We start from the raw sequence: 19,794 nt of genomic DNA, 5'->3' as shown, positions 1-19,794 counted from the left end.
TTGTCAGTTGCCCAGCTCTTCGTAGCGCCGGTTCAGTTCCATGATCGTCGGCCCGGCCGGCTTCCGCTCCAACAGGGCGCTTCGGAGCAATGCCGAGGCGTCGGTCTGGAAGCCCGGGTAGCCGGCCATTCTGGGCCGGATCCAGGAGTCCTCGATGCTGGCCAGCGTCCGCCGGTAGAAGTCGCTTGATGCGGAGTTGACACGGCCGTCGGTCCAGGCGCTCCGCAGGCTCGGTTGCCCGTCGTTGTCCGGGATGAAGCCGGCTTGCACCGACGGCGACAGCAGCCGGAGCAGGTGATCGATCAACTCCTGGCTCGGCGTGCACCGACCGGAGATCCCGATCCCGGTGCCGCCGATGGTCGAACCCAGCCGACCTCCCGGCAGCAGCCTCGGCACGTCGTCGAAGATCAGCGGCGGATCGCGGTGATCATCTCGGGCGTAGTTGACGTAGCCGTAGACCAGCGGCAGGTAGCCGATGTCGCGGCGCCGGCGCATCCGTTCCAGGATGGCGATCGGGTTCAGTGCACCCACGTCTGCCGGCATCGCCGACACCAGTCGCGCCAGCAACCGGTAGGCCGCCAGAGCGACCGGCTTGTCGACGAATCCCTGTCCTGGTTGAGGGTTCGGCTCGACGCCGAGTCCGACGCACAGCGACGTGAAGTTCATCAGCGCATGCGGACCGGCCAGGCAGACGGCGACCGGGACCTCGAGGCTCGCCACCTGCGCCCAATCGGCCGGAGAGTCGCCGACCAGCTCCGGCACCCGAACCGACACCTGGGTCGCCGCGTCCAGCGGCAGCGCCCAGGTCCGCCCGTTCATCCGGTACGAGGCCAGGCTCGGTCCGACGCAGTCGTCAGCCAGCGCGTCCAGCTTCGATGACGGCACAAGATCATCCCAGGGTCGCAGGGCATGATGCCGCAGCGCATCGCCGAGGTGCGGATGATCAAGGATGATGACGTCGTACTGCGCTGCGAGTTGTTCGATCGGCGCGGACTCGAATCCCTCCAGCGGTTGCACCTCCCACTGGATCAGCGGTCTGCCATCCTTGCCCTGGCTCGCCGCTGCGGCGCGTTCGAGGGCGTGCCGACCGCGGGGATGATCCCAGGTGAGTCCACGAAACATGGATGCCGTTCTCCTTCTCGATCGTGGTCGACTCCTTCGCGATCGTGGTCGACGATCGGTCAGCGTTCGGCGCCGTCCAGCAGCAGTCTCAGTCCGGCTCGCTCGGGACGTCGGTGCGGGCCTGCCGGATCGGCCCAGCCGCCGCCACCGTCGGAGATGATCAAGGTCTCGTCGACGCTGATCCCGTTGCCCGGTTGATCACCGAGCACGATGCCGCCGTCGGCGAATTCCTGATCGACCTCGATGCCGGCCGCGGTGTGCAGGGCCTGGACCTCGGTGGTGAGGTGGTTCGGGATGGCCGCCGCGACGTGCGCCACCGCCGGATTGGCGTTGTGGCCGACGATGCTGATCGGCCGATCGTGCAGATCGGCCGCCAGCGCCAGCCGATGCAGATGGGTGACACCCCAGACCGCGCCGGCTTGGACGATGTCCGGCGCACCGGCGGCGAAGAACGGCCGGAACTGATCGATCCCGGTCAGGTTCTCACCGGTCGCGACCGCGGCCCGGACAGCGGCGCTGAGCCGGGCGTGACCGTCGGCATCCCAACGCCGTAAGGGTTCCTCGACCCAGAGCAGGTCGTAGTGCTGCTCCAGCGCGGACACGTGACGGACGGCCTGCTTGAGTTGCCAGGACTCGTTCGCGTCGATCATCAGTCCCGGCCGTCGGCTGCCGCCGGACAGCGCGTCCGCGACGATCCCGAGTCGCCGCAGGTCGGCTTCAAGATCACGTCCGCCCTTCAGCTTGCCGGCGACGTAGCCGCGTTCGGCGAAGCTGGCGTAACACGCGTACAACTGCTCGTCGTCCAGGGCGATGTCGAGACCGGAAGCGTAGCCGGGGACGAACCGATCCCGGCCGCCGAGCAGACGCCACAGCGGTTCCCCCGCCGCCTTGGCCTTGAGATCCCAGAGCGCGGCATCCAGAGCGCCGATGCCGCCGTACGTCGCACCGGCATGCCCGGACTTGAACACCTGCGCCAGCATCCGGTCGAACAGGGCGGACACACCGCGTGGATCCTCACCCTCGATCGCCGGGAAGAGTCGATCAAGGTCGGCGTGCGACCCGATGCCGATGCCCTCCAGGCCGTCGTCGGTCTGCAAGATCACGATCGGTATCTCGGTGACCGCATCCGCGATCGAGCCGTTGGCGTCGCCGATCGCTCGCTGCCAGCGGAACTGGGTCGACAGCTTCCGGTATCCGGTGATCACCATGAGCGCCCTCGCCGTCGTCGGTGCTGGCCCGGCCTCGGCGTCGAGCCGGGATGAGTTGAGTTGGCGATGATCAACCTATCGAGCACTGACCGCCCGGGTGCTGTCGCGTCCGCGATGCGGTTCAGCGCGCCCGGGCGGCCCGCATCCGCGCGAACTGGTTGGCGACGGTCCTGGCCGCGAGCGGGTGCCGGCGCTCTGTGGCGGGCCGTGGACCCGCCGTCGAAACGTCGGGCACAGCGATGCCGAGCTGGTACGCCGGCGAATCGGGCCTGATCCGGAAGTCGCGGGCGTCAAGATCGGCAAATCCGGGGTCGGCGTCGATCGAATGCCGATCATGACCCAGCGCCGCCCACTCCCGGTCCAAGGCCAGCGGTGTTTGCGGATCCTGCGGATTCGGCGACGTCCGCAGGTTGCCGGCGCGGATGCCGCCCGGCAGCGGGTCTTGATCATGGAACAGGTTCAGGTCACTGATCAGCCGGAAGTTCCGCACGTCCCGGGCACCGCCGGCGCCGGAAAAGGCCGGGCTGTGATTGCCGATCAGGATGTTGCGCTCGACGGTGAGGGCCGGCTGATCTTCGGGTCGGGTGATCGCGATCTGTCCCTCGCCGCCGAAGGCGAGGATGTTGTTGCGCAGCGTGACTTCGCGGCCGTAGTGGTGATGAAAGGCTTGGCTGGACACGTCGTGCACCACGTTGGACTCGATCACCACGTGGGAGGATCCCTCGTCGGTGTAGATGCCCCAGCCGCCGTAGTTGGCGCAGTGCACGTCGTGGATGTGGTTGCCGCGGACGATGGTGCCGGGCGCGATTCCCAGCAGGTAGATGCCGCCCATGTCGTTCAGCAGCCGCTGACCAAGATCATGAAGGTGATTGCCGATGATCAGGTTGCTGTGCGACGGGCTGTCGGCGTAGTCCCAGACCCAACCGACCGAGATCGCGGTGTAGTAGAAGTCACGGACGTGGTTGTGAGCAACGACGTTGTGCGCGCCGTGCTGCAGCAGGACCGCGACGCAGCTCGGATAGCTGCGACCGCCGCGTTCGATCTCGTTGTCGCTGATCTCGTTGTCGGAGTTGAAATCCGCCGAGGTGCGATCAATCGATCCGCCCGACCGGATGGCACCGGCACCAAGGTCGGAGAACCGGCAGCCGCTGACCAGATTGCCCTGGCTGCCGGGTCCCAGACTGACCGCGTAACCGCCGACCCGGCGGACCGTGCAGTCGAGCAGGACGCAGGACCGGGCGCCGTCGAACTGCAGGGCCGCCGGCACCGTGCTGGCCGCCTGAACGTCGGCGGCATAGCCGACGTCGGTCGGCAACATCGGATCCTCCCGGATCCCGAAGGGTGCCGTGGCCGGCGGCACGTCGGCGAAGTCCGCGAAGTCGAAGATCACCGATTCGAGGCGGACCTCGCGGACGGGATGATCACCGGTGCCGTCGAGCCGCAGGAACTGGTCGAGCACGGGCATCCGGACGTCGAGCGTGTCAGCGGTCTCCCCGGTACGCGGTGCGTACAGCAGCTGCGGGCCGTGCTCGCCCGACAGCCGCCCGGTCACGTCCAGATACCACTGCCCCGGCACCTCGCCGAACGCTTCGGCGACGTTGTCCAGGTAATAGCGGGCGAACTGCTGCACCGCGTCGTCGCGGAGTGCGAAGACGCTGCGCAGCGAACTGCGGATCTCGCGGCGTTCATGATCAACTGCGGCGACCGGCATCCGTTCCTGCACCCAGTAGTGCGGGACCACCACCTCGACGCGCTGCGGCTCGGCCAGCTCGGGCACGTCGCCGTCGGCGAAGCCGAACCGGTCGGCGCCGTCGAACAGCGTCTCCACGAACCCCGCCGCCGGATCGAGTCCGTCCACCGAGGCGATCCGGAGAAATCCGTTCTGCGGATGACGGGGACGCGGTGCTCGTACGCCGTTCACATACAGCGCCCGGCCGCGGTCGGCCGGCGCCGGTGCGGCCAGCACCGGCCGACCGTTGATGATCATCTCGCGCCAGCCGGTCACCCGGACCGCGCCTTCGATCACCGGCGGGTCCGCAGGATCCATTGCACAGAAGGAGGTGTACGAGTCCTCCGGCCGCAGGACGAGTGGTGCCGATTGCGGATAATTGCCTCTTTCCAGCCACACCACGGCACGCTGACCCGGCTGGCGACGCTGCCGGATGATCGTGATCGCCGCCTGCAGATCCTGCACCGGGTAGCCGCGCGACCCGTCCCCGTACACCGATCCGGTCGGGCCGGCGTAGATCTCGATCCGGTCGGTCATCCGGACTCCTCCTCGCTCGGGCTCAGGCTGTGACAACCACCTTGCCCCGCGTGTGACCGGACTCGACCGCACGATGAGCGTCGGCGGCATGATCGAGATCGAAGACCTCGGAGATCTCGATCTTGACCACGCCGCGGGCCGCCAGTTCGGCCAACTCTGCCAGATCCACCGCGTCGGGACGCACCCAGACATACTGTCCGCCGAACTCGTCCCGAGCTCGGGCGTCGGTGATCGACGCCACAACGCCGCCCTGCTTGAGCAACTGCGGCACGGTGTCGATGGCGGTGCCACCGACGTAGTCCAAGATCACGTCGAAGCCGTCCGGTGCCAGCTCCCGCGCGGAGGCGACCAGATCGCCGTGGTAGTCGATCGGCTCGGCGCCCAAGGACCGGAGGAAGTCGTGATTGTCCGGTGACCCGGTGCCGATCACCCGCGCGCCCGCGTGTCGGGCCAGTTGAACCGCGAAGGACCCGACGCCGCCGGCGGCGGCGTGCACCAGCACGGTCGATCCTGCGTCCACTCCGGCACGACGAACCGACTGCAACGCGGTCAGACCTGCCAGCGGCAGCGCCGCGGCTTCCTCGAAACTCAGCTCGGCCGGCTTGTGCGCGGCCGTCCGGACCGGCACGGCGACGTACTCGGCCAGCGTGCCGCCGGACACGACATCGGCACGGGCGTAGGCGAGAATCTCGTCGCCTGCTTGGAATTCCGGCGTGTCCAGACCGGGTTGTTCGACCACACCTGCCACGTCCCAACCCGGGACCACCGGGAACTGCGCGTCGATCAGGCCCTGCAGGTAGCCCTCGCGGATCTTGTAGTCGACCGGGTTCACGGCCGCCGCCTTCACCTTGACCAGCACCGTGTCCGGGCCGATGTGCGGTTTGGGCAGGTCGACCGGCTGCAGCACGTCGGCGGAGCCGAACTTCTCGTACGCGATAGCTCTCATGTCGCTGCCAACTCCCCGTTGCGGACCGAATATTCCCTGTCACGCAAAAAGATCAACCGAACTCGTCCGCCAACCGCTGACAGATCAACTGACAACCCTGCCAGCCCAGCTCGGTGTCGGCGGTGCGTTCATGATCACCGGCGAACCAGCCGGCGTAGCTGCACAGGTCCTTCAGATCCCAGACCAGCCGATAGTGGTCAAGGTGCTGCTGCGGTACGGATCGTCCGGTCCGAGCGGCGTACTCCTGTGCCGACGGCAGCATCCAGACGTCCCGAGCGGGCGGCCCGACGCGTACGGTGTCCCAGTCGATGAGCACCGGGCCGTCGGCGGTGATCATGGTGTTGTTGATCTTCGCCTCGCCGTGAGTAATCACCCAGGATCCCTTGTCGCCACGTTGCTCTGCAGCCATCCGATCGCAGCCCTGCAAGGCCTTCTCGATCGGCTGTCGGTGCTGGATCACCAACTCGGCGAAGTCCTCGGCGAACGGTCCACTGCCCCGACGTTGCTTCGACAACACGGCCTCGAGCGTGCGGCGCTGCTCGATCTCAAGATCATCTTCCTGCACCACGCCGACCAGCGCCGGGCTGATCTTGTGCACCGCGATGATCATCGTCAGCAGTTGCTCCGGATCGGCGACACCGGCTCCGACCCGCTCCAGGAAGGGGTACAGCGCGACCGCGTAGTCGCCGGCCTTGGCCAGCAGTCGATGATCGGCACCCGGCGTCGGTGCGACCACGAACGCCAATCCGCACCGGTGCTCCAACGCGTACGCCGTGTGCAGCGCGGCCGCCAGCGTGGTCAGCGCATGCCCGCTGTCGCCGACCCGATCGGCGGTGGCGAACCAGCGGCTCCCGTCGGTCCCGGTCAACTCCCAGTGATGGCTGCCGAATCCGACCGGTGCAGGCTCGATCGCAGCGGCCGTGATTCCCCAGTGCGCGGCCACCGTCTCGGCGACCGCCGCATCGGTGAGGTCCTGCGGCGCGGTACGCATCGCGGCCAGACTAACGGCCGACCGCGACCCGATCCACCGCGAGTCGATCCAGCGCGAGCCGGGTTCCCGACCGGTTCAGGTGGCCGTCGCGACGTCGAGCACGATCAGCGCATCGCGATGGACCACGGTGCGGTCGTAGCCCTCACCCAGCTCGGCCAGCAACTCCGAGGTGCTGCGACCGAGCAGCTCGGGCAGCTCGTCGGAGTCGTAGTTGGCCAGGCCGCGGGCGATCCGTACCCCGTCCGGGCCGACGAGATTGACCGGATCTCCGGCGCTGAAGGTGCCGCGGACCGCGGTCACCCCGGCCGGCAGCAGCGACGCCTTGCGGCGCAGCACGGCATCGACCGCGCCGGCGTCCAAGATCAACTCGCCGTACGCGTCGGTCGCGTGCGCCAGCCACAGCAGCCGGCCCGGCCGTCGCTTTCCGGTCGGATGGAAGTAGGTGCCGACCGGATCGCCGGCCAGCGCGTCGGCAGCAACGGCCGCGTTGGCCAGGATCACCGGGATCCCTGCCGAGGTGGCGATCTGGGCCGCGTTGATCTTGGTCGCCATGCCGCCGGTACCCAGCCCCGAGTCGGCCCCGTCGGTGTCGATGGCAGCAAGATCGTCAGAACCGAAGACCTCGGCAACCCTGCGCGCGCCGGGCTTGCTCGGATTCGAGGTGTAGAGCGAGTCGACGTCGCTGAGCATGATCAACGCGTCGGCGTGCACCAGGTGCGCGACCAGCGCCGCCAGCCGATCGTTGTCGCCGAACCGGATCTCGTGGGTGGCCACGGTGTCGTTCTCGTTCACGATCGGCACCACGCCCAGCTCCAGCAGCCGGTCGAAGGTCTGGGATGCGTTGCGGTAGTTGCTCTTGCGGGTGACGTCGTCGACGGTCAGCAGCACCTGGCCGACGGTCAACCCGGCCCGAGCGAACCGGCCGGCATACTCCTGGACCAGCAGTCCCTGACCGACCGAGGCCGCCGCCTGCTGGGTGGCCAGGTCACGCGGCCGGGCCTTCAACGCCAACGGAGCCAGGCCCGCTGCGATCGCGCCGGAGGAGACCAGCACGATCTCCCGGCCCGAACTCCGTACCGAGATCAACGCGTCCACCAGGGCACCGACCCGCTCCGCGTCCAATCCGCCGGCCGCGGTGGTCAGCGACGACGAGCCGACCTTGATCACCATCCGCCGGGCAGCACGCACCTCGGCGCGATCAAGATCAACTGTGCGATCCGCCTGCTCGGTCATGTCGGGTCTGATCAGCTTTCGTCGTCGCTACTGCTCTGGGCGGGTTCGTCGTCGTCGAAACCGGTCGGCATCCGGTACGGGGTGAGCTCACCGGCCTGCATGGCCCGGTGGTACTCCTGATCCTTCGCCTTGCGGCGCTGGGCGGCCGGTCGTTCACTGCTCAGCCGGTGGTCCTCGCCGCGCCGGCTGAGGATCTCGGCACCGACGTCGACCTGCGGGGCGAAGTCGAAGATCACCGCGTCCTCGCCGCCGATCGCGACCCCGTCACCGGGCATCGCGCCCAGCTCCAGCAGCCGGGTCTCGATCCCGATCCGATTCAGCCGATCGGCCAGATAGCCGACGGCCTCGTCGTTCTTGAAGTCGGTCTGCCGCACCCAGCGTTCCGGCTTGGCGCCGCGGACCCGCCACAGCTCGCCCTCGCGTTTGACGGTGAACTCCGGACCGCCGCCGACCGGCTCGGGCCGCAACACGATCCGTGGCGGCTCGACGGCCGGCGCGTTCGCCCGGCGTTCGGCGACCAGTTCGGCGCAGGCGAAGATCAACTTCTGCAGACCCTCGCCGCTCTTGGTGGAGATCTCGAACACCGGCCAGCCACGTTGCTCGACGTCGGCGCGTGCCAACTCAGCGCGGGCCAACTCGGCAAGATCATGAGCGTCCGGGATGTCGATCTTGTTCAGTGCGACCATCCGCGGCCGGTCCTGCAGACCGCCGTAGGCGGCCAGCTCGGACTCGATCACGTCCAGGTCGCTGACCGGGTCTCGGCCGGGCTCGTACGTGGCGCAGTCGATCACGTGCACGATCGCGGCACAGCGTTCGATGTGCCGAAGGAATTCGTGGCCCAGGCCGCGGCCCTGGCTGGCGCCCTCGATCAGTCCGGGCACGTCGGCGACGGTGAAGGTGACTTCGCCCGCGACCACCACGCCGAGGTTCGGCACCAGGGTGGTGAACGGGTAGTCGGCGATCTTCGGCCGGGCCCGGGAGATGGCCGCGATCAGCGACGACTTGCCGGCGCTGGGGAAGCCGACCAGGCCGATGTCGGCGACCACCTTCAGCTCGAGCCGGATCGTGCGGGTCTGGCCTTCTTCGCCCAGCAAGGCGAAACCGGGAGCCTTCCGGGCGGATGAGGCCAGCGCCGCGTTGCCCAGGCCGCCGCGTCCGCCCTCGGCGATGATCATGGTCGCGCCGGCGCCGGTCAGGTCGGACAGCAGCTCACCCGTGTCGGCGTCGGTGACCTGGGTCCCCTCCGGCACCGGCAGCACGACGTCGTCGCCGTTGGAGCCGTTCTGGTGATCTCCCTTGCCTGGTTGGCCGTTGGTGGCCACCCGCTTGGACTGCCGGTGATACTCCACCAGTGTGGTCAGGCCGGGATCGACCTGCAGGATCACCGAGCCGCCGTTGCCGCCGTTGCCGCCGTCCGGACCGCCGAGCGGCTTGAACTTCTCCCGGTGTACGGATGCGCAGCCGTGGCCGCCGTTCCCGCCGGCCACCTCGAAGGTGACGGTGTCGACGAAACTGGGGATCGCCATGCTCCACCGTCCTCATCTGTGCTGTGTAGGTTGCGCTTCGGTCCTTGCGTCTTGCTCAGGACCCGTGGAAACAAAGAAAGGGTGGCCCCGACTCGCGGTCCGGGCCACCCTCGAAGAAGTCTCGCTGATTACTCAGCCGCGGCCACAGCCTCGGCCGGCTTCTCGGCACTGACGATGTTGATCACCCGACGGCCGCGCTTGGTGCCGAACTGCACCGCGCCCGGGACCAGGGCGAACAGGGTGTCGTCGCCACCACGGCCGACGCCGTCGCCGGGGTGGAAGTGGGTGCCGCGCTGGCGGACGATGATCTCGCCGGCGTTGACGACCTGGCCGCCGAACCGCTTGACACCGAGCCGCTGGGAATTGGAATCCCGACCGTTGCGGGTCGAGGATGCGCCCTTCTTGTGTGCCATCTCGTCTACCTCAGCTCTCGATCCCGGTGACCTTGACCTGGGTGTACTTCTGACGGTGCCCCTGGCGCTTGCGGTAGCCGGTCTTGTTCTTGAACTTCATGATCTTGATCTTCGGGCCCTTGGTGGCTCCGAGCACCTCGGCGGTCACCGAAGCAGCGTCGAGCTTGTCCTTGTCGCTGGTCACGGCCTCGCCGTCGACCAACAGCAACGGCCTCAGCGAGACGCTGGAGCCGACCTCGTCGCCGGTCTTGTCAATCTCGATGACATCACCGACGGCGACCTTGTGCTGGCGGCCACCACTCCGCACGATCGCGTACACGCCTGACCTACTCTCTTCGCTGTTCTTCGGGCTCGGGTGCGCTACCGGCGACCGGTCGATATCGATCCGGTGCGGAGCATCACCGCGGGATTGATGCGCAACACGTCAACGCACCGAGGGTCAAGATTACGCGGGCACGCCGAGCCGGTCAAACCGGCGTACGTGGACCCTACCGAACCGGCGGAGGAGAAAACCAGAGGAAGGCTGTCAGTGCCCCGTCCTAGGGTCAGGGGTGATGACCGACATCCTCACGCCTGCCTCCTCTGCGCCGCAGACGACCGCTCCCCCGCCGGCCGACCATCGCCGGCGGGTGGATTGGCGACGGTTGCGCGGGCCGGTGTCCGCGGCCGCCCTGGCCACCGCGGCGATCGCCGCCGTCGCCACCACCTTGGGCACCGTCATCGCCGGCGACCTGGCCGAGCATCCGAGTTGGCGGCTGGTCGCCCTGCTGGCGCTGTGTGTGATCGGGGCCTCGGTGATCGAGGCCGGCGGCAAGATCGCCTGGGTGGGCGTCTCCGATCGCGCCGAGGGCACGCTGCGGGGCGACGTGCTGCGGGCGGCCATGCGACAACCACTGGCGGTGCTCAACGAGCAGGCGGTCGGCGAGATCCTGGATCGGGTCGACGACGACTCCCACGAGGTGGGCAACCTCGTCCGCTGGCAGTTGTGGATGCTGTGTCGCACCCTGTTCCAGACGGTCCCGATGTGGATCGTCGCCGGCCTGAGTTGGTGGCCGGCGTTCTTCCTCTTCCCGATCCTGGGCACCCTCACCTGGTTCTCGATCAGGAAGCTGCTGGGCGAGATCTCCCGGCTGAAGGTGATCGAGGAGATGGCCTGGACCGATCACGCCGCCGTGCTCGAGGAGGGCATCGCCGGACGCGACGACCTGCGCACCAGTCTCGGCCAGAGTCACGTGGTCGCTCGGCTGGCACAGCTGTCGGCGGTCATTCATCGGCGGCTCCGTGCGGTGGTCGCGGTGGAGGCAAGACTCGGACGACGCGCGGGCGTGCTGCTGCACGCTCTGCTGATCGCGGTCGCTGTCGCGGGCGTCGCGTTGGCGGTGCACGGGGACATCAGCGTGGCTCGGCTGGTCACCCTGTTCCTGGTCACCTCGAGCTTCGTCGGGCAGATCGCCATGCTGGCTAACAACCTGCCCGACCTGCAGGCGGGGCTCGGCGCGATCACCCGGCTGCGGCAGATGCTGGCGGTCGAGCCGGAGCCCGAGGGCGGCGACGACCTGCCGCCGGCGCCGGCCGCCGACCTCGACATCCGCCGCCTCGATTTCGCTTATCCGGAAGGCACCTTCGCCCTGCGCGACATCAACCTGAGCGTCCCGGCGGGGCAGACGATCGCCCTGGTCGGACGGACCGGGTCCGGCAAGTCGACGCTGGCCGCTTTCCTGTCCCGGGCCGTCGAGCCACCGCCGGACACCGTCTTCCTGGCCGGCCGCGACGTCCGCGACCTCGATCTGGCCCAGCTGCGATCCGCGGTCGGAGTGGTGACCCAGCGCACCGAGATCCTGGCCGGATCGCTGGCAGAGAACATCGCGCTGTTCAACGACGACCTTCCCCGATCGGTGATCGAGGCCGCGGTGGCCGAGCTCGGCATCGGCACCTGGGCGAGCGGGCTGCCCGACGGTCTGGACACGATCCTGGGACCGGGCGGCATTTCACTGTCGGCCGGGGAGGAGCAGCTGGTCGCGTTCGCCCGGCTGCTGGTTCGAGACGTCCAGGTGGTGGTGCTGGACGAGGCGACCGCACGGATGGATCCGCACACCGAGCGGCTGGTGATTGCCGCGTCCGATCGGCTGCTGTCCGGCCGTACGGGCGTGCTGATCGCGCATCGGCTGTCGACCATCGAACGCGCACCGTTGGTGGCCGTGCTGGATCACGGACGGATCGTCCAACAGGGTCTCCGGTCCGAGCTGGCCCTGCGGCCGGGTCCGTTCCAGGACCTGTTGACGGCCGGCCGGGCCGAGCACGCGCTCGCCGTCGACGGGCACGCCGCCCCGCGGCCGGTCGTCGAACGTCCGGCTGTTGAGCATACGGAAGTTGATCATGCATCTGTTGATCATGCATCTGTTGCTCATCAGTTCCCCGACGACAACGGCGGCCATGCTGCGGTCGGACCGGCGCATCGCTGGGACACCCAGACCGTCGGTGGCCCGCGGCGTACCGGACCGCCGCCGGAATTGCCCGAGATCGGCACCGGACCGAGCCTGGCCCGCGGCATCGCCCACGCCCTGCTGATCCGGCCTGCCTGGGGCGTGATCGGCGCGCTGTTGTTCCTGGCGTCGTCGATCACCGGAGCCCAAGGTGCCTTGACCGGTCTGATCTGGGGGCACATCGTCGAAGCCCTCGAGCACGGCAGCGCCCCGTGGTGGTTGGCCGTCGCGCTGGTGTTCTGCGTGATCGCCGCGCCGCTGATGCTCGCCGAGGCCTTCTGGCGCTATCCGTTGTGGTGGATCGAAGTGCTGCTGCGGGTGCGGATGGCGGTGCTGTACGGACAGACCAAGCAGCAGCGGCTGACCCGTACGCCGCCGGGCGAGGTGGTCGCCCGGTCGATGGATGCCGACCGGTTCGCCCGCTACGCCGATCGCTGGGTCGACTTCATCAACGGCCTGGTGCTCGCGGTGCTCACCGCGATCCTCGGCGGCACCTGGCTTGCCGGTGCCGTACTGCTGGCGGTGATGGTCTCCTCCGCGCTGGCGTCCTCGATCGGACGGCCGATCGCAGGTCGGTCCGCCGCTGCAGCCTCCACCGCCCGAGCACGGTTCGGCCGAACGCTGGTGTCGGCGCTCGACGCGGCCCGGACCGTGAAACTCGCCGCGGCCACCCCGCAGGTCCACGCGCACCTGCGCAGGGTCGACAGCGGTCGCGTCCAGGCGGCGATCAAGGAGCATCGGGTGCAGGCATTCCTGGAAGGGGTGCCGGTGGTGATGGTCCAGGTCGGCATGGTTGCCGCCTGGGCTGCGTACATGGGCGGCATCTGGAGCCTGGCGATCGCCCTCCTGGTCGCGAACGCGGTCAGCGGCTTCGGCTGGTTCGGCCGGGTCGCCGGTTCGGTCGTCACCGAGGCGCCCGGCACCCGGGCCTGGCAGCAAGAGACCAGCAAGTTCGCCGGCGGCATCGATCTGATGACGGTGCCTGCGGGGGTGGACCTGGTCACCGGTGCTGCGCCGGAACCGCTGCCGGCCGAACGGGTCCCGCTACGCCGGCTCGAGCTGTCCGACTTCTCCGCCGTCCACGACGACGGGACCATCGGTGTCTCGCACGTGAACCTGACCGTCGACGCCGGCGAGCTGGTGCTGCTGGTCGGCCGGGTCGGTTCCGGCAAGTCCAGCCTGTTGTCGGCCCTGGCCGGATTGATCGAACACGGCGGCCAGATCCGCTGGAACGAGCGGAGGGTCGACAACGCGCAGCTCTTCCTGCGTCCCGGCCAGGTCTCGTACGTGGCTCAGGTGCCGCGGGTGCTGTCCGGCACCTTCGCCGACAACATCCAGCTCGGCCATCAGCGCGCCTTCGACGAGCCGGTCGCCGATGCCCGGCTGGACAGCGACATCGCCGACGCCGGCGGCCGGGACGCCCTGGTCGGTCATCGCGGTGTGCGGCTGTCCGGCGGTCAGGTGCAGCGGGTCGCGCTGGCCCGCGCCCTGGCCACGGACGCCGAGGTGCTGCTGGCCGACGACGTCTCCAGTGCACTGGACGCGAGCACCGAGATCGAGCTCTGGACGGCCCTGAAACAGCGCCACGCGACGGTGATCGGAGCCACCTCCAAGCGGGCCGCGCTGGCGCAGGCGGATCGAGTGGTGGTCCTGGTCGACGGCGAGGTTGCCGCGGTCGGGCCGTGGCACGAGCTGGTGCCCGACTGGAGTTACCTGGCCGGATGACCGATCGAGCCGACGTGGCCGTGCCCGTGCCCGTGCAGGAGTATCCGGACTTCTGCACGGGCTGGCTGTTCGGCGGCCGGTATGTCCCTTCCCACACAGCGATCCCGGAAGGGATCGACGGCTCGGCCCACGACGACTCCGGCTTCTCGGCCGTCACCCTGCCGCACTGTGTTGCCGAATTGTCCTGGCAGGGTTGGGATCCGGCGAGCTGGGACGGTGAGTGGATCTATCGCCGGCACTTCCGGCTGCCGGCCGGGATGCGGGGTCGGCGGCTGCGGTTGGAGTTCGAGGGCGTGCTGACCGGCGCGACGGTGATCGTCAACGACACCGACCTGGGCAAGCACCTGGGCGGCTACCTCCCGTTCGAGCACGAGATCACCGACCTGGTCCGGGACGGCGACAACGTGCTGTCGGTGATCGTGGACGGCAGCTGGCAGTCGGTGCCGCCGGACGGCCATCCGGACGGTCCGCCGGCGGTCGACTACGGCCAGCCGGCCGGAATCTACCGCGAGGTGCGGCTGCGGGCGCTACCGAACACGTACATCAGCGACGTGTTCGCCAAGCCGGTCGACGTGCTGCGACCGGATCGCCGAGTTGATCTTGAGCTGACGATCGACGCCGCGCAGCGGCCGGCCGGGCCGGCGAAGCTGATCACCGAGTTGCGGGACGGGTCGGACATCGTTGCCGGCACGACGATTCCGGTTGCGATCTCGGGGGCCGGGGCGTTCACCGTACGAGGTCGACTCGAGCCGGGCGAGGTGACGCTCTGGGACATCCACAACCCGCACTTGTATGACGTGATGAGCACCCTGATGATCGACGGCGTCGCGGCGCATGAGCACCGCACCAGAATTGGCTTCCGGGAGGCGCGCTGGCGCAAGGACGGCTTCTTTCTCAACGGTGAGCGACTGCAGATCTTCGGGCTGAACCGGCACCAGCTCTATCCGTACGTCGGTCACGCCATGCCGGCCCGGGCGCAACGCCGGGACGCCGAGATCCTCAAGCACGACCTGGCCTGCAACATGGTCCGGTGCGCGCATTACCCGCCGTCGCGGCACTTCCTCGACGCCTGTGACGAGCTCGGCCTGCTGGTGTGGGAGGAACCGCCGGGCTGGCAGTTCCTGCCCGACGACCGGCGCTGGCTCGAGCTGGCGCTGCGCGACGTCCGGGAGATGGTCGTACGGGACCGGAACCGGCCGTCGATCGTGCTCTGGGCAGCCCGGCTCAACGAGACCCGAAACCTGCCCGACTTCTACCGCCGGACCAAGGCCGTGATCAACGAACTCGACGATTCCAGGCCGACCACCGGCTCGATGATCTTCCACGCCACCGACGACTGGGTGCAGGACGTGTTCGGCTACGACGACTACTCCGGTGACCGGGTCAACGCCTTCCTGCGGCCGCCGTTGGACGTGCCCTATCTGGTGTCCGAATGCGTCGGCGCGCTCTCCGCCCAACCGTTCTATCGCTGGACGGACCCGCCGGGAATCCTTGCCCAGCAGGCGATTGCGCATGCCCAGGTGCACGACACTGCCCGCACCGATCCGTGCTACGCGGGCGTGCTGGGCTGGCTGGCGTTCGACTACGGATCGCAGAACGGGCGCATCCACCACAACGTGAAGACGCCCGGGGTGGCCGACAGTTTCCGGATCGGCAAGTACGCCGCCGGTTTCTACCGAAGCCAGCTGCCGCCGACCGAACGGGTGGTGATCGAGCCCGCCTTCTGCTGGGGCTTCGCACCCGGCTGGCCGCCGCGCGGACCTGGGCAACGGGCAGCGATCTGGTCCAACTGCGACCGGCTGGAGCTGCTGCTCGATGATCAACATCTGACCACCGCGCTGCCCGATCGGCAGAGCTTCCCGAATCTTGCCCATCCGCCGTTCTTCGTTGCCCTGCACTGCGATCCGGCCACGATGCCGGAGCTACGGATCGACGGTTATGTCGGCGACACGCGGGTGGGCAGCCGCCGGTTCGCGTCCGACCCGGCCGGTGATCACCTGCTGCTGGCCACCGACGACAAGATCATCTTCGCTGACGGTTCGGACCTGACCCGGCTGCGTTTCGGCGCCGTCGACGGCTACGGCAACTGGCGAGCGCACCGCCACGGCGAGGTCACCTTCCGCATCGACGGTCCCGCTGAGCTGGTCGGCGACAACCCGTTCGCCTTCGCCGACTCCCCCGGCCAGGGCGCGGTGTGGCTGCGTGCCGGCCGGCAGCCCGGTCAGGTCGCCGTCACGGCAACCCATCCCACCCTGGGCACGGCAGCCGTCACAGTAGACGTCGCAGCGGGCCGTTTCGCCAGCGGGGGCGCCTGGACGTCCGGCGCCCGTCCATGATCAAATCTGCTGTGCAGATCGTCTTCTCCAACGACCGTCACGCGATGAACTGGCTGCGGGCGGACTATTCCTACGCCGAGGTCCGATTCCGGCGAGGCCACCCGGCCGACCCGCGTCCCCGTGATCTTCGAGCCGAGGTCACGACTCGGCAGGACGGTGACCTGGTCCGTACCGAGATCGTCATCACCAACTGCGGACCGAAGCCGGAGTTCACCGGCGTCGGCGACATCGGCATCACCCTGCCGCTCCCGGATCGCTACGACGACGCCATCACCTGCCAGACCCAGCGCTGCCACGCGCATCTGTTCTGTGCCGGCAGTGCGAGTTACGTCTACGCCCGCAGGATGGGCGGTGAGGCGCCGCATCTCGGCCTCGTGCTGACCGAGGGCAGCCTGGACAACTACAGCGTCGAGCGCGATTTCGACCGCAGCAGCAACGATCGCGGCTGCTTCCTCCTGCACCCCTCGCCGCTGGTGCTGCAGCCCGGTGAATCGACCCGGATCGCCTGGACGATCTTCGGTTGCCGGGACACCGACGACTTCTTCCGCCGGGCCGGGCAGTACAGCCGGTTCGTCCGCACCGGCTGGGATCGCTACGTCCTCTTCCGCGGTGAGACCGCCAGGTTGCGGATCGAACCGGCGTTCGAAGCCGATGTCGTCACGGCCAACGGCGAGCAACTCATCCGCGACGACGACGGCTGCTACCGCACCGAGGTCGTGGCCGACTCATCCGGTGAACACGTCGTCACCGTGTCTGCCGACGGCAGAACGGTCCGGACCCGGATTCTGGTCAAGGAACCGCTCGAGCTGCTGCTCGAACGCCGGGTCGCCTTCATCGCCGGACGCCAGCAGTATCGCGGCCCACGGGATCGACTCGACGGTGCCTTGTTGATCTTCGACAACGAAGAGGATCACCTGTTCTACAACAGATCCGGCGACTTCAACGCCGGACGAGAACGGGTTGGCATGGGCATCCTGCTGGCCCAGTATCTGACCTGCGTCCGAGACGAGTTGATCAAGGTAGCGGACCCGACCGTACCGCCGTTGGTGCGATCCAGCCTGGACGCTTACGCCGACTTCGTACGCCGTGAACTGATCGACGCCGAGACGGGAATCGTCTACGACGACGTGGCTCCCGATCGCACCCATCGCCGGCTCTACAACGCACCGTGGTTCGCGTCGTTCTTTCTGCAGATGTACGAGCTCGACGGCCGTCCCGGCGACGTCCTGACTGCCGCCAAGATCATCGATCGCTACTACCAGGACGGCGGCGAGCGGTTCTACCCGATCGAACTGCCGGTGCTACCCCTGTGCCGAGCTCTGGGGCGGATCGGTGATCACGATCGGCTCGCGCGAGCCACCGCAGCCTTCACCGCCCACGCGCAGCGAATCGCCCAAGCAGGCAAGGGATATCCGGCCAGCGAGGTCAACTATGAGCAGAGCATCGTGGCACCGGCCGCGGACATCCTGCTACAGGTCCACGCCCTCACCGGTGATGCGGCTCTGCTGACCGCCGCGCTGGAGCAGCTGACAGTGCTGGAACAGTTCCAGGGCGTGCAGCCGGACTACCACCTGAACGAGGTCGCCATCCGCCACTGGGACGGCTTCTGGTTCGGCAAACACGGCCTGTATGGAGACACGTTCCCGCACTACTGGAGCGGTCTGACCGGCACCGTGTTCGCCCGCTACGGGTTCGCGACCGACGATCCCGGCTACCTACGTCGAGCAGAGTCGGCGTTGCGAGCCGTCCTCCCGCTGATCTTCGATGACGGGCGCGCGTCCTGCGGCTACGTCTACCCGTACAGCGTGAACGGCACTCGGGCCGAGTTCTACGACCCGTACGCGAACGACCAGGACTGGGCGCTGGTGTTCGCGCTCCGGCACCTGCGGATGCTGCAAGCAGCGACTGTCGGAGCCTAGAGCGTCCGTCAGCTGACCAATGCCGAGATGTCGGAACGCTCGGTCTGCGCCGGTCGGCCGGTGATCAGCCTGCCGTCGGCGACGTAGCCTTCCTCCCGGCCGTCCAGGTAGTTGATCAAGCGTTGCCGCCAGTGGTCGATCTCGGCCTGCCGGGACGGTTCGTTGATCAAGTTCTCCAACTCGCGGGGATCCTGCTCGAGATCGAAGAACTGCTCGATCCCCCGTCCCGAAGCCCACAGGTACTTCCGCCGCCCGTCGGTAACCCAGTGCAGGGACTGCCCGAAGTGCGTGTGTTCGCCATGGATGTCGCGGCTCCAGTCGGACGGCGCATTGCCGCTCACGAAGGGCATCAGGCTGATGCCGTCGACCGTTTCGGGGATCGTTACGCCGGCCGCGTCCAACACCGTAGGCATGATGTCCCGCAGCTCCGTCACCGAGTCGACCACCGCTCCCGTCGGGGCACCGGAGCTGAATCGTGGCGCCGCCCGGACGATCATCGGCACGTGAGCACTGCCTTCGTAGCCCACCGACTTCCGGTACATGTCGTGGTCGCCCATCATGTCGCCGTGATCGGAGACGAAGATGATCATGGTGTCCTCGAGCAGCTCCAGATCGGCCAGCCCCTCGAACAACCGGTTCAACTGCACGTCGATGTGACTGATCAGGCCGTAGTAGCCGCTGGTGGTCCGATGGTGGGACTCCGGGTCCAGTCGGCCGAGCACCGTCTGGTGGTAGTTGTCCCGGCGGAACTCCTCGAAGTCCTGGACCCATTCGCCGCGCGGTGGCTCCAGCCGCGGACCGTTGTAGTACTGATCCCAGGCCCACTGCGGCGGGTTGAAGGGCGCGTGCGGACGGTGGAAGGAGACGTAGTTGAAGAACGGAACCGTCGGATCCCGTCGCTGCAGCCAGTCCAGTGTCTCGTGCACCACCCAGTTGGTCGGATGCAGATACTCGTCCCGGTTCCACGGGAACGCCACCATCGAGTTGCAGCCCAGACCGTCGTCGAAGTAGTCCGCGTGAGCATCCATCCCGGGTTGCCGGCGCAGCCAGGTCAGGTAGTCGTCGTTCGCGGTCAGGTTGCGGCCGCCGAACCGGCGGCCGAAGTGCAGGAAGCCGTCGTGCAGTCGTACGTCGTCGAAACCGCAGCGGGACCGCTCCGGAAACACGTGCATCTTGCCGATCGCCTGGGTCTGGTAGCCGTGCTCGCGCAGCACTCCCTGCATGGTCACCGGATGTGCGTCGGTGAACGGGATGCCGTCGCGGTAGCCGGTCCGACCGTGCCGCTCGTGCGACTGGCCGGTGAACAGTCCGACCCGGGCCGGCACGCAGGTCGGCGTCGCCGAGTAGGCCCGGGAGAACCGCGTCCCCTGCCCCGCCAGCTCGTCCAGATGCGGCGTCTTCACCACCGGATGCCCGGCCACCGACAACGCGTCGCCGCGCATCTGATCAACGCAGATCAACATGATGTTGGGGCGATCGAGACGTCGGCTCCTCGAACCGGACGCCCGACTGTTGACTCCGTACGGGTTCGACATCCGCTGCGGCTCCCTTACTCGCGTCATCGTGGGCCGGTGATCATGATCGAGGAAAGATCATCGGATCGCTGTTCCGGTCCGGCTGCGGTCG

At 68.2% G+C, this 19,794-nt stretch carries 13 protein-coding genes; 3 read left to right on the top strand and 10 right to left on the bottom strand.

Features of this window, described 5'->3' with window-relative positions; translation table 11 throughout:
• Positions 1-3: 3 nt before the first annotated feature.
• The 9 genes from FOE78_RS08660 to rplU form a co-directional block, all read right to left on the bottom strand.
• Positions 4-1,122 (bottom strand): carbohydrate ABC transporter substrate-binding protein, encoded by a 1,119-nt coding sequence (locus FOE78_RS08660; protein WP_143985928.1) that lies wholly within the window; start codon positions 1,120-1,122, stop codon positions 4-6.
• 59 nt (positions 1,123-1,181) lie between these two features.
• A complete protein-coding gene (locus FOE78_RS08655) occupies positions 1,182-2,330 on the bottom strand; it encodes a mandelate racemase/muconate lactonizing enzyme family protein (RefSeq protein ID WP_143985927.1) in 1,149 nt (382 codons plus the stop codon).
• 121 nt (positions 2,331-2,451) lie between these two features.
• Positions 2,452-4,596, bottom strand: a complete 2,145-nt coding sequence (locus FOE78_RS08650; protein ID WP_143985926.1) for a right-handed parallel beta-helix repeat-containing protein — start codon at positions 4,594-4,596, stop codon at positions 2,452-2,454.
• Positions 4,597-4,618: 22 nt separating this feature from the next.
• Entirely contained in the window at positions 4,619-5,542 is a 924-nt protein-coding gene (locus FOE78_RS08645; RefSeq protein ID WP_143985925.1) for an NADP-dependent oxidoreductase, read from the bottom strand.
• A gap of 52 nt (positions 5,543-5,594) precedes the next feature.
• On the bottom strand, positions 5,595-6,533 hold the full coding sequence (locus FOE78_RS08640) for a phosphotransferase (protein ID WP_143985924.1): 939 nt from the start codon (positions 6,531-6,533) through the stop codon (positions 5,595-5,597).
• Positions 6,534-6,608: 75 nt separating this feature from the next.
• Positions 6,609-7,766, bottom strand: a complete 1,158-nt coding sequence (gene proB / locus FOE78_RS08635) for a glutamate 5-kinase (protein ID WP_143985923.1) — start codon at positions 7,764-7,766, stop codon at positions 6,609-6,611.
• An 11-nt stretch (positions 7,767-7,777) separates the two neighbouring features.
• The gene (gene obgE / locus FOE78_RS08630) at positions 7,778-9,292 is read right to left on the bottom strand and encodes a GTPase ObgE (RefSeq protein WP_143985922.1); all 1,515 of its coding nucleotides are present in this window, start codon (positions 9,290-9,292) and stop codon (positions 7,778-7,780) included.
• 128 nt (positions 9,293-9,420) lie between these two features.
• Positions 9,421-9,705, bottom strand: coding sequence for a 50S ribosomal protein L27 (rpmA, locus tag FOE78_RS08625; protein WP_143985921.1), 285 nt, complete (start codon positions 9,703-9,705; stop codon positions 9,421-9,423).
• A gap of 10 nt (positions 9,706-9,715) precedes the next feature.
• Entirely contained in the window at positions 9,716-10,024 is a 309-nt protein-coding gene (gene rplU, locus FOE78_RS08620) for a 50S ribosomal protein L21 (protein WP_143985920.1), read from the bottom strand.
• A gap of 235 nt (positions 10,025-10,259) precedes the next feature.
• On the opposite strand from rplU, the gene FOE78_RS08615 reads away from it, so the two are divergent.
• Genes FOE78_RS08615 through FOE78_RS08605 form a run of 3 tightly spaced genes read left to right on the top strand, consistent with a single transcriptional unit; the run spans position 10,260 to position 18,168 of the window.
• On the top strand, positions 10,260-13,913 hold the full coding sequence (locus FOE78_RS08615) for an ATP-binding cassette domain-containing protein (RefSeq protein ID WP_143985919.1): 3,654 nt from the start codon (positions 10,260-10,262) through the stop codon (positions 13,911-13,913).
• Positions 13,910-16,249 carry a glycoside hydrolase family 2 protein gene (locus FOE78_RS08610; protein WP_143985918.1) on the top strand — a complete coding sequence of 780 codons (2,340 nt, stop codon included), beginning with the start codon at positions 13,910-13,912 and terminating at the stop codon, positions 16,247-16,249. Before FOE78_RS08615 ends, FOE78_RS08610 begins: the two co-directional genes overlap by 4 nt.
• Positions 16,246-18,168: a six-hairpin glycosidase gene (locus FOE78_RS08605; RefSeq protein ID WP_143985917.1), complete on the top strand. Its 1,923-nt coding sequence runs from the start codon at positions 16,246-16,248 to the stop codon at positions 18,166-18,168. Before FOE78_RS08610 ends, FOE78_RS08605 begins: the two co-directional genes overlap by 4 nt.
• Before the next feature lie 8 nt (positions 18,169-18,176).
• Here the strand turns inward: FOE78_RS08605 and FOE78_RS08600 are convergent, their stop codons facing one another.
• A complete protein-coding gene (locus FOE78_RS08600) occupies positions 18,177-19,730 on the bottom strand; it encodes an arylsulfatase (RefSeq protein WP_228266111.1) in 1,554 nt (517 codons plus the stop codon).
• Between the last annotated feature and the right edge of the window lie 64 nt (positions 19,731-19,794).

The sequence above is a fragment of the Microlunatus elymi genome (genome assembly GCF_007362775.1).
Lineage (GTDB): Bacteria > Actinomycetota > Actinomycetes > Propionibacteriales > Propionibacteriaceae > Microlunatus > Microlunatus elymi.
Note: the sequence above shows the minus strand (reverse complement) of the source record. Positions and strands in the feature narration are given on the sequence as shown.